11 protein-coding genes are annotated in these 15,235 nt (G+C 66.5%); 4 read left to right on the top strand and 7 right to left on the bottom strand.

The genetic code is table 11. From position 1 onward, the window contains the following. The first annotated feature begins 26 nt into the window (after positions 1–26). Positions 27–611 (top strand): hypothetical protein, encoded by a 585-nt coding sequence (locus DB30_RS22110; protein WP_146660077.1) that lies wholly within the window; start codon positions 27–29, stop codon positions 609–611. A gap of 97 nt (positions 612–708) precedes the next feature. On the opposite strand, the gene htpG is transcribed toward DB30_RS22110, so the two are convergent. Continuing rightward, complete coding sequence (gene htpG / locus DB30_RS22105; RefSeq protein ID WP_052552216.1) at positions 709–2,673, bottom strand: molecular chaperone HtpG; 1,965 nt, start codon at positions 2,671–2,673, stop codon at positions 709–711. A gap of 236 nt (positions 2,674–2,909) precedes the next feature. Then, positions 2,910–3,794, bottom strand: coding sequence for a hypothetical protein (locus tag DB30_RS22100; protein WP_165703889.1), 885 nt, complete (start codon positions 3,792–3,794; stop codon positions 2,910–2,912). Positions 3,795–4,142: 348 nt separating this feature from the next. On the opposite strand from DB30_RS22100, the gene DB30_RS22095 reads away from it, so the two are divergent. Further along, positions 4,143–5,549: an outer membrane protein assembly factor BamB gene (locus DB30_RS22095; protein WP_165703888.1), complete on the top strand. Its 1,407-nt coding sequence runs from the start codon at positions 4,143–4,145 to the stop codon at positions 5,547–5,549. 90 nt (positions 5,550–5,639) lie between these two features. Further along, on the top strand, positions 5,640–7,616 hold the full coding sequence (locus tag DB30_RS22090) for a ribonuclease R family protein (protein WP_052552211.1): 1,977 nt from the start codon (positions 5,640–5,642) through the stop codon (positions 7,614–7,616). A gap of 393 nt (positions 7,617–8,009) precedes the next feature. Here the strand turns inward: DB30_RS22090 and DB30_RS22085 are convergent, their stop codons facing one another. From DB30_RS22085 to DB30_RS22065, 5 genes are all read right to left on the bottom strand, one after another. Continuing rightward, the gene (locus tag DB30_RS22085) at positions 8,010–9,074 is read right to left on the bottom strand and encodes an alpha/beta hydrolase (protein WP_165703887.1); all 1,065 of its coding nucleotides are present in this window, start codon (positions 9,072–9,074) and stop codon (positions 8,010–8,012) included. Between the two features lie 170 nt (positions 9,075–9,244). Further along, positions 9,245–10,321 carry a hypothetical protein gene (locus tag DB30_RS41590; protein WP_205633039.1) on the bottom strand — a complete coding sequence of 359 codons (1,077 nt, stop codon included), beginning with the start codon at positions 10,319–10,321 and terminating at the stop codon, positions 9,245–9,247. Between the two features lie 65 nt (positions 10,322–10,386). Beyond that, positions 10,387–11,547 carry a hypothetical protein gene (locus DB30_RS41585; RefSeq protein ID WP_205633038.1) on the bottom strand — a complete coding sequence of 387 codons (1,161 nt, stop codon included), beginning with the start codon at positions 11,545–11,547 and terminating at the stop codon, positions 10,387–10,389. A gap of 85 nt (positions 11,548–11,632) precedes the next feature. Continuing rightward, on the bottom strand, positions 11,633–12,223 hold the full coding sequence (locus DB30_RS22070; protein WP_052552200.1) for a DUF2079 domain-containing protein: 591 nt from the start codon (positions 12,221–12,223) through the stop codon (positions 11,633–11,635). Beyond that, positions 12,213–12,551: a LysR family transcriptional regulator gene (locus DB30_RS22065; protein ID WP_052552198.1), complete on the bottom strand. Its 339-nt coding sequence runs from the start codon at positions 12,549–12,551 to the stop codon at positions 12,213–12,215. The genes DB30_RS22070 and DB30_RS22065 overlap by 11 nt, the downstream gene beginning before the upstream one ends. A 194-nt stretch (positions 12,552–12,745) precedes the next feature. Between DB30_RS22065 and DB30_RS22060 the strand changes: the two genes are divergently transcribed. Next, a complete protein-coding gene (locus DB30_RS22060) occupies positions 12,746–15,178 on the top strand; it encodes a SulP family inorganic anion transporter (RefSeq protein ID WP_052552195.1) in 2,433 nt (810 codons plus the stop codon). The last annotated feature ends 57 nt before the right edge of the window (positions 15,179–15,235 follow it).

Raw genomic sequence — 15,235 nt, 5'->3', positions numbered from 1 at the left:
GCGCGGGGCGTGATAGCTTGGCTCGCATGTCTGTGCTCGATCGCCTACGTCATCTCGTTCCTTCGCTCGTGCTCGTGCTTGGCTTGGCCATGGGCGCGATGGCCTGCGTCCCTTGGACAGTCATCACAGCCTCTGGGCCGCCGTCGGCGTTGGTTGGGGTCACCGCGATGTCGATCCAGTACGACTATTCGAACATCAGGATCAGCGACAAGGGCCTGAGCGAAGAAGAGTGGCTGGCCTCGCGCGAGAAAGACGAGCACCGCACCACCTACCTGGAGACCAAGGACTCCGCCAACATTGGTATCCTCGAAGGGCTCACCAAGGAGCTGCGCGACGTGCAGATCGTCCCCGGCGTGGCCCCAGCTGGCGCGATCCAGATCACCGTGAGCTACACCGCCTGGGAAGAGGGCCTGTACGCAGGCGTGATCGCGTGGCCCTCGAAGATCACCGCGCGCATCATCTTCAGCCGCGACGGGCAGACCCTCGACGAGATCAGCGTCAACACGGCCGAGGACGCCAGCCTGTTCACGCCCGCGCCGCAGCAGCGGCTGCACACCTGCGGCCAGCGGCTCGGGCAGTTCGCGGGGCAGTACGTGAAAAAGGCCAGCTGAGCTGGCCTTCTTCGGACTCGTGAAGAGCCCCCTCGCGGGGGCTTTTTTGTTTGGTCGGGCCCAGCCTGTTTAGTCGGGCCCAGCCTGTTTAGTCGCCTCAGGACTCTGCGAGCGTGTTGAGCACCTTCACGAAGCGCTTGGCCGCGCCAGCTGGATCCGGGACCGTGCCCTCGGCCAGGGCCGCGAGGTCGTGCAGGATCTCGACCCACTCGGGCAGCCGCGGGTCATCCTTGTTGGTCTCGCTGATCTTGCTGGCAGCCTTGACGAAGGAGTGATCCGGGTTGAGCTCGAGGATCCGCGGGCTGGCGCCCATCTTGGTGCCGGGCTGGGCCATGCGGAGGATCCGCTCCATGTTGCGGCTGAGCCCGCCCGCGGCGTCGACCAGGCACGAGGGCGACTCGGTCAGGCGCTTGCTGGCACGGACGTCGCGGACCCGATCACCAAGGACGACCCTGGCGAGGTTGAGCAGCGGGTCGATCGGGGAGGGCTCGCGCTTGTCCTTGGCCTTGTCCTCGTCGTCGGCGCTGTCGCTGTCGTCGTCTTGCTCGTCGCTGTCCTCGTCCTCGGCGGGCTCGTCGAGCTCGCCCTGGGTGACGCTGCGGAACGGCTTGCCCTCGTAGTCCGAGAGGCTCTGCAGCACCCACTCGTCAACGGGGTCGCTCATCAGCAGCACGTTCTCACCCTTGGCGCGGACGGCCTCGAGGTGCGGGCTGTTGCGCAGCGCGGTCTCGTTGGGACCAGCGACGTACCAGATGTACTTCTGGTCCTCGCCCATCGCCGCGACGTAGTCCTTCAGCGAGATCAAGCCGTCGTCGGTGTCGGCGACGTGGCGGTAGCGAAGCAGCTCGGTCAGCTCGGCGCGCTGGCCCCCGTCGGTGTGCAGGCCCTCCTTGATGACGGAGCCGAACTCGTTCCACATCTTGGTGTACTTGGCGGCGTCCTCCTCGGCGAGCTCGGCGAGCAGCTTGAGGGTCTTGCGGGTCAGCTGCCTGCGGATCGCGGCCAGCGACTTGTGCTCTTGCAGCATCTCGCGCGAGACGTTGAGCGGCAGATCCTGCGAGTCGACCACGCCGCGGACAAACCGGAGGTACTGGGGCAGCAGCGTGTCGCAGTTCTCCATCACCAGCACGCGCCGGGCGTAGAGCTGCAGCGCCTTGCGGTCTTCTTGGAACAGATCTGCAGGGGCCCGGCCGGGCACGAACAGCAGCGCGTGAAACTGGATCGGCGCGTCGGCGGTGAAGTGCAGGCGCGCGAAGGGCTCGTCGCCGGGCATCACGAACCCGCCCATGACGTGCTTGTAGAACTCGGTGTAGTCGCTGTCCTCGAGCTCGCTGGAGCTGCGGGCCCAGATCGCCGAGGCGGCGTTGATCTGACGGGGCTCGGGATCCTTGTCCTCACCCTGTTCGTCGATCACCCGCAGGCGGATTGGGTGCATGACGTAGTTGCTGTAGCGCTTGACCAGGGCCTCGATCCGCCAGCGATCCAAGAACTCCTTGGCCTCGGACTTGAGCGTGAGCACGATCGTGGTGCCACGCTGGTCGCGGGTGCCTGGCTCGACCTGGTAGCTGCCGTCACCGCGGCTGCGCCAGATGATCGCCTCGCTGCCGGGCTTGCCCGACAAGGTGGTGACGACGACCTCGTCGGCGACCATGAACGCGCTGTAGAACCCGACGCCGAACTGGCCGATCAGGTTGGGCTCGGCCGCGCCGCTGGTCTCGCCGGCGATCCGGGCCTTCTGCATCTCCTCGAGGTAGCGAAGCGTGCCGGAGTGGGCGATCGTGCCGAGGTTCTGGGCGGTCTCGTCACGCGTCATGCCGATGCCGGTGTCCTCGATCGTGAGGGTCCCGGCCTGCTTGTTGACGGTGATCAGGATCTGCGACTCGAGCTCCTTGCCGTCGAGGGCGCTGTCGACGAGGGCCTGGAAGCGGGCCTTGTCGAGGGCGTCGGCGGCGTTGGAGATCAGCTCGCGGAGGAAGATCTCGCTGTTGGTATAGAGCGAGTTGGTGACCAGGTTGAGGAGGGCGGCTACCTCAGCCTTGAATTCATGGGTTTCGCTGCTCACGTTGGGGATCCTTGGCTTGATGGGACGCCCGCAAGACCAGGGCATCCGGGGATGTGATGGCTGTGGCGGGGGAGGTCTGTACAGACCAAGGCACGACCCGCGCAGGGGGCCGCAACCTAGGTCGCTGAGACCCGCGGTCAACCGCTAGCCAGTCGTGAGTTGGCCAACAAACGCACGAAGGCCCACGTTCCGGAGCCATGTCCCGGAGCGTGGGCCTGAGCGAGCGAAGCCGCTAGCTAAATGAAACTAGCGAGCTTGGGCGAGGAGCCCGGGACCAGTCGGCGGTGCCACAGCTGGGTGCCAACGAATCCGTCTTCGCGGACCAGGTGATCCGTGAGCCGGGCGTTCACCTTGAACGCGAGGTTTGCGTAGATCTGCTGGGTTGGCCCCCAGTCGACGGCGGTCAGCGAGAACACGCTGGCGGTCTCGCGGCGCTGCAGCTCGTCGAGCAGGGCCTGCAACAGGAACTCGAGGACTGGCGGATCGGCCTCTTTGTTGGCCCGTGGCGGGGTCAAGAGGTCGATCTTGGCGTGGCCGAAGGACGAGTCGGTCTCGGCACCGATCCAATAGTCGCGCTTGCCGACCTTGCCGTGGATGGCGATGTCGGGATGGAACACCGCGCGGCGGAAGGGCGCGTAGAGAGCAGCTTGGCCGAGGTCTTCGACGACCCGCGCGAGCTTGGGCGTCTCGGACACAAACTCCACGCTGAGCCCGCGGGGCTTGGTGAGGTTTGGATCTTTGGCCGCGATGTTTGGCGCGGTGAGCTTGGGCGCGCCGCCTTGGATGGGGTCGCCGTCGTCGGTGTAGACGCGGCTCATGACGTACGCGTCGGCGGTGCGGAAGTAGCCCGGGATCGCGCCTTCGCGCGAGAATCCGACGCTGCGCCAGGACTTGGAGTCCTGCTTCTCGACCACGGTGAAGACCTTCTTGAGGCCCTCGGAGCGCGCGATGCGATCAAAAAAGTCGCGCTTTTGTTGGTAGTTGCCAACCCGGTAGTCGAACACGCGCAGGTTGAGGTGAGTGCGGTTCAGGAGGAAGCAGAAGTCGATGTCGCCACGACGGTAGTAGTGCTCCTCGACCGGACCTGTAGGCTCTGTTGCCTGAATGGCCTGATTTGCCATGTATGCTCCGTTGCTTTCGGCGTGCGCTTGCGTGGGATTCACGCTTGTCGTGTTCTTCTCGACCAAATTATTTCCTTGTTGTCAAGAACAACTTGCAGCACGAGTGTTGTTTTGCGTTGCCTGCCCGCCCGGGGCCCGGATCCCTCCGCTGGCAACTGGGTTCGGGGTGACACCAAAAAGCGGCGCAATCGCGCCGCGGTGTCGTTGAATTCGCAAATGACCCAAGAATTTCGGGGATTTGCGGCCATTGGGCCGCCCGACAACTTAGCACTACCATTGGGGATTTACGAACACAAGCGATGTGTGGGAACTTTGGCCGCCCCGCCACATGGGGAGGGCGAGAACAGCATGACGGGCGATGTGAGGATTGCAGGTGCGGTGCGTGGGTGGTGGTTGCTCGGCGCGCTCGGGCTGAGCGGATGTCCGGCTAGCCATCCTCCCAGTGCGGGCTGTGGCAAAGACAGCGACTGCAAGACCGACCGCATTTGCGTCGAGGGCGTCTGCCTCGCGCCTGCTCGAACGCGCGCCGACGCGGACCCGATCGCGGACCCGGCGACCGCCCCCAAGCCAAGCGCGGGCCAGGGCGAGCGATGGTTTCGCAATGGTCCGGGCCACGCTGGGGCAAGCGACGCGCTCGGTCCAACGACGCCGCCGGAGCCACGCTGGGTCGTTGACCTTGGCGCCGTGGTGTTTGGAACGCCGACGCTGGCGGTCGGCCCGGAGGGGCTCACGGCCTACGTTGGCACCCACGCTGGGCGCTTCGTGGGGGTCGTGGTCGAGGGCGAGCGGGCTGGCAGCGTGGGACTGGACATTGATCTTGGCGGGCGGATCTGGGCGACGGCGGCGGCCCGCGGCGAGGGTGACGACCTGCGCCTGTATGTCGGCAATGACGACGACACACTGTTTGCGATCGCGCCCGCGGCCAAGGGCGAGGCTCGCATCGCTTGGCGCAAGCGACTTGGCAACTGTGAAGACACCCGCTCGCCAGGGCCCGAGGGCGCCCGCTGCGATGTCGACGGCGGCCCCACGATCGGGCCAGACGGCGACTTGTTCGTCGGTGCGGACGGCGTCTATCGGCTGTCTCCTGAGGGCGAGATTCGCTGGCACTGGCCCAGCGCCGAGCAAGAGGAGCGGCCCAAGCACGTGTTCTCGACCCCGGTGCTGAGCGACGGCCGGGTCTACTTTGGCGGGCAAGACGGGTTCGTGACCGCGCTCGCGGCCGAGACCGGCGAGCAGCAGTGGCAATACACGGTCCGCGCCGACGTCGACGGCTCGGGGGTGATTGGGGCCGACGGCGCGCTGTTCATTGGCGCCGACGACGGCCGCATCTACTCGATCCGATCCGACGGCAGCCTGCGCTGGAGCTTCGTCGCCCAGCGGGACATCCGCTCGAGCCTTGGCATCGCCCCCGACGGCACGGTCTACGCGACCAGCTTCGACGCCAACTTGTACTCGCTCGCGCCAAGCGGGGAGGTCAATTGGGTGCTGCCAACGGGCGGCGTGATCCACTCCTCGCCGCTCGTCGACCAAGCCGGCACCGTGTTCTTTGGCTCGCAAGACGACCACCTCTACGCGGTCTCGGCCAAGGGCAAGGTGCTGTGGGCGGTCGATCTGGGCGCCGACGTCGACAGCTCGGTCGCGATCACGCCCTCGGGCACGGTCATTGTTGGCTGCGACGACGGCACCCTGCGAGCGTTCGCTGCTCCCGGGTCGGACGCGCCCCCCGCTCAGTCGCCCCTTGCCGCGGGCCCGTAGCCGTGCCACGTTCCGCGCCGCCACGGGATTCGCTCGGAAGCCGGCCGAACGCTGAGCACGAGCGAGCCCCGAAGGTGTGAAGAAAGTCTCATGTCCCAGCGCTCTCAAACTCGAGCCGTCCTCCACGTCAACCCAGGCGGCTACGGCTTCGCCCAACCATTGTCCGCAGACGAAACCCGCGGCGTGTTCATCCCGCCGGGCTACCTCCGTGGCGCGCTCGACGGCGACGAGCTCGAGGTCGTCTACTGGGAGAGCGAAAAAGGGCTCGAGGGGCGGATCGAGACCATCATCAAGCGCAAGCGCAAGCGCGTCGTCGGGCTGCTGACGCGCGCGGGCAAGTCCTGGGTGCTCGAGGTCGAGGATCCACGCCTGATCTGGCCGGTGATCTGCGTGGGCGGACCTGGCGAGGGGCAGCCTGGGATGGTCGTCGCCGCGTTGATCATCGAGTACCCCGACGGCCCCAACCCCGACCTGCGCGTGCGGGTCGAGCGAACGGTCGGCAAGCCCGGCGCGCTCGAGACCGAGATCCAGAAGATCCTGATCGAGCAGCAGATCGACGACGTGTTCACCGACGCGGCCCACAACGAGGCCAAGCGCGTGCCAACGACGGTGCTCGAGGACGAGCTCGAGCACCGGGCCGACCTGCGCGGGCTCCCGTTCATGACGATCGATCCGCCGGACGCCCGCGATTTTGACGACGCGGTCTGCGTCGAGCTGCTGGGCGAGAACAGCCACGTCGACGACTACCGGCTCCACGTGGCGATCGCCGACGTCTCGCACTACGTCCGCGAAGGGACCGGGATCGACGCCGAGGCGCGCGAGCGCTGCTTCTCGGCCTATCTGCCGGACCGCGCGATCCCGATGTTGCCGCACCAGCTCAGCTCGCACATGTGCTCGCTGGTGCCCAAGCAAGACCGGCTAGCAATGGTGGTGAGCATGCGGGTCAGCCCGGCCGGCGAGACCAGCGAGTGGGTCGTGCGTGCCGCGGTGATCCACTCGCGGAGGCGGATGACCTACGCCGAGGTTGCGACCTCGCTCGACGGCGCCGACAACCTGGGCAAGAAGGCCCGCGGTCGCGTGTTCGCGCTGCGAGATTGCGCCGACCGCCTGCGCAAGGCCCGGCTCCGGCGCGGCGCGATCGAGCTGGATCTGCCCGAGGCCAAGGTCGTGCTCGAGGAAGACGACCGCACGCGGATCCTGGACGTGGTCAAGAGCCGCTCGACCAAGTCGATGACGCGCGCCTACAACCTGGTCGAAGAGCTGATGATCGCGGCCAACGAGGGCGTCGGCGAGCTCGCGGTCGAGCATGGCTTGCCGGTGGTGTTTCGCGTGCACGACAAGCCCAATGTCGAGAAGCTCGCGAACCTGACCGCGGCCGCGTTCGCGCTGGGGACCAAGGCGGATCCCGAGAAGCTGCAAAAGCCCCGCGGCGCCCAAAAATTCCTGTCGCAGCTCGAGGGCGAGACCTTCGCCCCCGCGCTCAACATGCTGATGCTGCGGGCGATGTCGCAGGCGCTGTACTCGACCGGCAACGTCGGTCACTTTGCGCTGGCGTCGAAGGCCTACGTGCACTTCACCAGCCCGATCCGCCGCTACCCCGACTTGATCTCGCACCGCGTGATGAAGGCGTGGGTCGCCAAGCACGGCGGCGACTGTGGGCCCGACCCGGTCCCGCGGATGCCAAAGCCGAGCGAGAGCGAGGACTTGGCGGTGCGCTGCAGCGAGCGCGAGCGCGAGATCGTCGCGGCCGAGCGGGCGACGCAGAGCTTGTTCGCGGCGGTGTTCATGCTCGACCGGATTGGCGATCGCTTTGAAGGGGCGATCACCGGGCTCTCGCAAAACGGGGTGTTCGTCCAGCTCGACGCGCCGTTTGTCGACGGGATGGTCAAGGTCGCCGATCTCGAGAAAGAGCGGGGCGAGCCCTACTACCGCGACGAGACCGGCGTGCGCATGGTCGGCGAGCGCAGCGGCAAGACTCTGACGATCGGGGATCGGGTGATCGTCGAGGTCGTGGATGCCTCGGTGCCGCGGCGGCAGATCGACCTGGTGCTGATCTCGCAGGTGTAGAGCAGGCTCGGCACGGTCAGGCGAAGCTCCTTGTTGCGCTCGCAGGCCTTGATCGCGGCGGCGATCGTCTCGCCCTCGCTGGGACAGTTGGTGTCCTTGGTCAGCCCGAGCTCCAGATATGCGAGCTCGAGCGCGGGACAGTCGTCGGCGAAGGGCTCGAGTCGTTGGGCGACGGCGCGAAACCACTCGTGGCGTGGGCGGTCGGCGAGGTCCGCCAGCAACTCCTTGGTATTCGCTTCGTCGGGGGCCGACGGCGTCTTGGGATCGTCGCGACCAAACACGAGCTCGATGGGCCACTCGCGGAGCGAGAGCTCGACGAGGAGTGGACCGTGCTCGGGCATCGGGGATGCCCGAGTATAGGGCGCTCGAGCGATTCATGAGGAACGCCGACGATCACCCGTCGACGGCGGTCTCGACGAGGCCGAGAAACCCCTCCAGGCACGCCACCAGCCCCGGCGCGAGCGGCAATGAGGGATCGGTGTACGTCTGCTCTTGTGAGGCAGGATCGAGCGTGGCCGCCTTGAGGACGTGGTTCATGCCTTCGATTCGGCAGGTCTGGGCGTCGGGCTGCGCGGCTGCGAGTATGTCCAATTCGGTGATCGGAACTTGGATGTCGGTGGTGCCCCCGACCAGCGTCATGAGGACATCGTGGGAACCAGCGATCTCGGCGGCCGGATCATAGGCGAACCAGGAGATCAAGTAGGGCTGAACACTCGGCCGAAAGAGCGGCGCGAGCTCGGGCGAGACCGAGTCGACCGTCACGCCTTGCTCGAGCGAATCGATGATCGCCAGCGCTTCGTCGAGCAAGGGTCCCACCACTTGGGCGCTCAGTTGCTCGCGCAGCACGTCGCCAGCTGGCCGCCCGGGACCGGCCAAGGACACGTAGCCGACCGTCCCGGCCACGCCGCTAGCGAGCAGGGTGAGCAGGGCCCCCTCGCTGTGACCAAGGACGACGACCGCGTAGCCCTCGTCGCGCAGGTACTGCTGCCAGACCCCGATGTCGTCGACATAATGCTCGAAACGCAGCGCCGACTCGCTGACCAGCGCGCCAGCGCTCCCGCCGACCCCACGCTTGTCGATCCGGAGGTTGGGATACCCGAGTTCAGTGATCGCCTCGGCAAGTAACGCGAGCGAGTCGTTCATACCCGGCTGCCCCACGGTGTTCCCGTTGCGATCCGTGGGCCCAGACCCGGGGTGGATCAGCACCGCGATTCGGCTGCAGCGCGCCGGCAATTGCAGCGTCCCCTCGAGCGTCCCGGTCGCGCCTTCGACATGGACTTCGAGTCCATCTGCCTCACACGCCGGCTGGCCTGTCGTCTCGGACCCGTCGACGCCAGTGCTGCCACCCGATGACTCGGTGGCCGAGCTCGTGCTCGCCGTCGCGTCCGCGTTCACGGTGTCCATGCAACCCGTCAACCCCACGAGGAGGCCAAGCCCGATCATGTTCGCTCGAATCATCACCGTCGATGATATCAGGCCGGCGTGGTATCTTGTCGAGGCCCCGGACCACGCCGAGGTCCTGCTCGAGCTCGGCGAGCTCGAGCTCGATCGCGGACGCTGGGCGCAGGCTCGCATCGACCTCGTACGCGGGCATCGGGGAATGCCCGGGTATACACGACGAACGACTCTCACTCTTCGCAGTTGAACGGGATCGGCCCGCAGTCAAGCGCGTAGTTGATGATCACGCCGTTGTCCGCTTCGCTCAGGATCTCGCAGACGAGGTCGTAGCCAGCGTTCACCGGCCTGTAGCAGTAGTCATTCAATAGGATCCTGGCGCGGTCTTGTGGCCCCGGGTTGTCCGCGGGGCACCCGAGCACGTCGGCGGTATCGGGGCAATCGCCGGCTTCACATGGCTGGCGGGAGATGAACACGTCGCCGTGGCTATAGGTGTCCACGGTCGTCCCGCTTGGCTCCCACACTGCCATATCGTTGGCCGAGACAAAAAACACGTCGCCGACATACCCGCTCCCTTCATCGATGATCTTGGCGGTCTCGCACGCACCGGCATCTACGTAGAGGCGGGTCCGTGTGTGTGTTGCCGGGACGTCCTCGTCGAACTCGACCTCGCACAGCATGTCGTCGTGGGAGCTGAGGCTAAAAGGTGCGAACCAGGTCTCGAGATCCTCGCCGATTGCTGCAAAAAAAACGTCGTGGGGCACCGGCGGGGTGCTAAAGGCCGCGACATTGCCGAGAATGAACCGCTCGGTGGGGTACGTCCGCACGACCACGGACTCCGGCACGACAATGTCGTCGTCGCAGCAATCGATGTAGCTACCTTTGATGTGCACCCGCGCGCCCACGAACAGCTCGATGGGGGGTTCGGCCAAGATCGTGCGTAATTCCAACTCCATGTCGACTACGCCGTCGCCGACAAAAACATCTGGTTGCGGGTTGTCGATCTCGTTGAGGCACTCACCCGGCTCGGCGTCTCCATCGCCATCACCATCACCGTCGCCGTCGCCATCGCCATCGCCATCGCCATCGCCATCGCCATCGCCATCGCCATCGCCATCGCCATCGCCGTCGCCGTCGCCGTCGCCATCCCCATCGCCGTCGCCGTCGCCGTCGCCATCCCCGTCGCCGTCCCCATCACCCGACGTCGTCTCGTCGCCCGTCGTGGTCTCGCTCTCCCCGACCGGGGTCGGCTCGTCTCGGCAGGCGCCGAGGATCATCAGCACTACGAATGGAGCAATGGCACGTTTCATTGACCCATTCATAGATGAGATGCCTCCCGCTCACAAGCGAGCATCGGGTCTTGTTTTGTTGGTGGCTACTGCGGCTCAGGCAAGGTCGACTCGCACTCGGTCAGCGGGCCCGTCAGCCCGCTCCAACCGGCGACACCGTTTGGCAACGCTGGCGGCCCGGTGACGAGGATCGGCGAGAGGCTCAGATCACCAGGGTCGGCCTCGTACAGATTGGCGCTGCTGTCGAGCAGGTACAGGCGCGCGATCGCATCGTCGAACAGCGGCCCGCCGAGCGCATGAATACCGTAGGTCCCGCCCATGCCCAATAGCGTGCCCGTACCGGTGTTATAGTCGAGATCGTAGACATTCGACGAATCGATCGCAAAGCCCTGACCATCGGTGATCTCGCCCATCATGTTGATCCCCGGGCCCATGTCGTCGATATCGGCGACCGAGGCATTTTGCAGATCGGTGATGACCTCGTAGGCCAGGTCACCAGCGAGGTAGTCACCGGTAAACCGAATCAGCCGATTGCCAGTCGCCGACGAGACGTTGACCCCCGTGTCCATCAGATAGACCAGCCCCTGACAGTCGGTGAACAGCGCCTCGATCAAGAGGTCGTCAGGCACAACCCCGATCTCGTCGGCCTGCACGGGTGTGCCGTCGGTGGTCGGACTATGGATGACATGCATGCGCGTCGAGTTGCTGTTGTTGTTGACCCGCGTGAGCAGAATGTCGATCTCGTTTTGCTCGTTGAGGATCATCGTGATCCCGCTCTGACCCTGGAGCAGCGGTGGATTGGCCTCGATCGGGCTGGCGACCAGGTCGACGACAGAGCCGTCGGTGGTGTCGATCTCGATGTGGATCAGCTTGTCGTCGATCGAGTACCAGAGGTGCGAGCTGTTCCACAGCGGGTTGGGAGGGTCGCCGTCGCCGTCTCCGTCTCCGTCGCCGTCTCCGTCCCCATCGCCATCGCCATCGCCATCTCCGTCGCCATCGCCATCTCCGTCTCCATCTCCATCTCCATCTCCGTCGCCGTCTCCGTCCCCATCGCCGTCTCCGTCCCCGTCGCCATCACCATCGCCGTCGCCCTCCTGCCCGACCGACTCCGACTCGCTCACGCCCGCCGAGGTGTCGCTATCACTGCCCGACTCACCGGTGCCATCGTCGGACCTCGAGTCGTCGCTGCAAGCGCTCAGCAAGGCCAACGCGGCGATCATGTAGGTACCTAAATCTTCGACGGTCATCGGCACGAGTCTGCCAGTTCAGACCGCGGTGTCCAGCCCATCTGTGCCACGCCTGCACGCCGGGCTCGACCGCATGCTCGATGCTTCAGCGGCGGCGATAGATCGTGATTTGCTTGGCATGACGAGCGACCTGTTCGAGCTCGCCCTGGCGGACCCGACCGCGGAGCCAGTGGCGTTGGTCGCGGGTGGTCTCGGACTCGAGGATCACCAGCCAGTCGGCGTCCGGTTGGTCGCGGAAGTGATAGAGCCGCAACCGCGTCGAGACGTGGGGCCCGAGCGAGTCGGTGGCGCTGACAGAGGCGTCGGCGGGGATCGTGGCAACCGCGGCGGCGAGCCAGGTGTAGCGTTCGCTCGCGGCTTCGCCGAGCTCGCGGATCAGCGGGGCGTTGCCGGATAGGAACGCCTGGGAGTCGCTGAACGCTCCGAACCGATCACCGGCAAGCAAGGCCGCGCAGCTGAGCGCGGCGGCGAATCCAGCCAGCGCTGGCGCCCGGCGGGCAGGCTCGAGCCGCTCGACGAGGTTGTGCAGCCCAAACACAGCGGCGGCGGCCATGGCCGGAAACGAGAACACCGTATAGTGCAGATACAGATTATGCAGATTGGACCCGGTGCCGAGCGCGGTGAAGGCCAGGCCAAAGCTCAATGTCCACAACGCGGTGGCGGGATCAGGGCGCACAACCGCGCGGTGAGGTCGAGCGGAGCAAGCAAAACTGCATGCACGCCATTTTTCCACGCGTGCCGAAAGTTGTAGCGGCATCGGCCGTCGGGGGTGGTCTCGAGGCGATCCTGGGCGAGGGGCGGACGCGCGAGATCCCCCCGACCATGCCGATGCGAATGTTCGTCGGGACCAGCGACTCGTTCTTGTCGCGGAAGACGTGGTTGACCTCGTAGCTGCGCGCGAAGATCTCGTCGGCGTACTCGAGCAGGGCCGCGCCGCGAGCCGTGATCCGGATCGACCGGGTGGTGCGCGCGAGCAACTCCTCGCCGAGGTGCTGGTCGTGCACGTCTTCGGCGCCCCCCGATCCACGCAGCCGCAGGTGAGGACGGCGAGACGGCCGACGGATCTGTTGCGGCGTTGGTCGGTAGCGTTGCCGAGCAAGTCATGCAAGGGTCCACCTGTTCCGTGGTGACCATCCGAGTCCCGGAAGCACTCAGCTGAACGGTTCGCGGGGAACGACTTCCTCACCACCAGCCTGCCATGACCAACGCGAGCGCGAAGGACGAGTCCAAAACCGCCCCCGAACAGCTCAGCGCGCGCGAGAAGCTGACCCGCGACTTCATGGCCTCCACGGTCGTGTTCCTGGTCGCGCTGCCGCTGTGCATTGGCATCGCCGTCGCGTGCGGCGTGCCGGTCGAGCGAGGGCTGATCGCCGGCATCGTCGGCGGAGCCATCGGCGTGATCTCGGGCGCGCCGCTGCTGGTCAGCGGCCCGGCCGCGAGCTTGATCGTGCTGTGCTTCGCGCTGGTCACGGACTATGGCCTGCTCGCGCTCGGCCCGGTCGTGATGATGACCGGCGTGTGGCAGCTGCTGGCCGGCTACTTTCGCCTCGGCCAGTGGTTTCGCGCGGTCGCGCCAGCGGTGATCACGGGAATGCTCACCGGCATCGGCGTGCTGATCATCGGCTCGCAGGCCCTCGTCGCGCTCGATGAAGATCCCAAGGCCACGTTCATCGAGAACGTCGCCGCGGTCCCCTTCTCGCTGTTCGACACGGCGACCGGCGCGGCCGGACACTCGTCGGCCCCGTTCTTGATCGCCGTCGCGACCGTCGCGCTGATCGTCGGTTGGAACCAGTTCCGGCCCGAGTTCCTCAAGATCGTCCCCGGCCACCTCGTCGCGCTGCTGTCCGTCACCGCCGCCGCGGTGCTGCTCTCGCTCGACGTGCGCGCGCTCGACATCTCGTCGAATTTCTTCGAGGGGCTCAACGTCGTGAGTCCCGCGGACTTCGAGTTCCTGACCGACCCAGTCCTGATCGGCCGCTCGGCGATCTTCGCGTTCGTCGCGAGCGCGGCGACGCTGCTGACGGCCAACGCGATCGACGAACGCCAGAGCTTCGTCAAGACCGACTACGACAAGGAGATGAAGGCCCAGGGCGTCGGCAACTTCTTCTCGGGGCTGCTGGGCGGGCTGCCGGTGACGGGCGTCATCGTGCGCAGCTCGGTCAACCTCGAGGCCGGCGCCCTGACCCGCCGCTCGACCATCTTTCACGCGATCTGGCTGCTCTTGTTCGTGTCGCTCGCGCCGCAGCTCTTGGGGCTGATCCCCAAGGCCTGCCTCGGGGCGATCCTCGTCTACACCGGCATCAAGCTGGTCGACGTCGGCGCGATGGGTCGGCTGTGGACGCAGGGCCGGGCCGAGTTCGTGATCTTCGGCGTGACCCTCATCGGGGTCGTGTTCATCGATCTCTTCGTCGGGATCCTCGCCGGCTTGATCACCGCGGTGCTCAAGCTCGTGTGGACCTTCTCGCACTTCGAGATCCATGAGGAAGAGGGCCCCGAGCCCGGCGTCGTCCACCTCCACCTCGTGGGCGCGGCGACCTTCATCCAGCTGCCCCGCTTCGCCCGCGCGCTCGAGTCAGTCCCGGTCGACAAGGAGCTCCACGTCCACATCGAGCGCCTCGACCACATCGATCACGCCTGCCTGCAGCTCTTGTCGAGCCTCCAGCGTCAGCGCGAGGGCGCGGGGCATCCGGGGGTCCACGTCGAGTGGCAGGCGCTCAGCGATCGCTACCGCAAGGCGCTGGTCGGGACTGGCACCGCCGAGGCCCAGCAAGCGTCGCCGAGCATCGTGCGCATGGTCTGGGCCGAGTGGAAGCGCGTGCACGCCGAGGTCGACTCCATGGCGGACAACGACGAGGTCTCGCGCTGGGATGACTGGATCCCGGCTGAGAACATCGAGCTGCGCAGCTCGGCCGCGACCCTCGACGAGGTCATCGAGCTCGCGGCCCCGCGCCTCGCGTCCTTGGTCGGCCTCGATACCGAGCCCGTGCTCGAGGCCCTCAGCGCAGCCAGCGACGGCCACGTGCCCCTCGGCGACGGCGTGAGCCTGCCCCACGCGGCGATCGAGGGCATCGAGCGCAGCGTGGTCGTCGTCGTCACGACGACGACCCCGCTGACGATCGGCGATGACCAGACTGACATCTTCTTCGTGCTTTTGTCTCCGGCTGGCGACACCGCCGAGCACCTGCGCAGCCTCGCCCACATCGGGCGCATGTGTCACCGCTCGCCGCTACTCGACGAGCTGCGCCGGGCGCCGAAGCCCGAGAGCGCCGCGCTCGTGCTCGACATGATCAGCCAGGTCGCTGCCCGTGGAGAGACCTTGAGCGGTGCGAGCCGCAGCCTCGCGCTGATCAGCGCCGAGGATGCCGCCCACGCGCACGAGCTGCGCACGGAGCTCTCGGAGGCCTTCGCCAGCTGGGCGCTGATCACCGACAAGGATCACGCGATCCTCGACACCCTCCGACCGATCGCCGGCAACGACATCGGCGCCGTGCTGCTCGGGTCGATCAAGCTCCACGAGGAGCCGCTGCTGCAGGCGTTGGTCGACGAGGCCAACAAGCTCAATCGGGCTTCGGCGCGGGTCCTGTTGCTGCGCGGGCAGAAGGTCGCGCTCGGGCTCGTGCGGGCGTCCTAGCTCGGCGGGAGTCGCGAGCTGCGCGAAGTGGTGGGCCCCCACCTCGAGCTGAAGGCT

The sequence above is a fragment of the Enhygromyxa salina genome (assembly GCF_000737335.2).
Classification (GTDB): Bacteria; Myxococcota_A; Polyangia; order Nannocystales; family Nannocystaceae; genus Plesiocystis; species Plesiocystis salina_C.
Note: the sequence above shows the minus strand (reverse complement) of the source record. Positions and strands in the feature narration are given on the sequence as shown.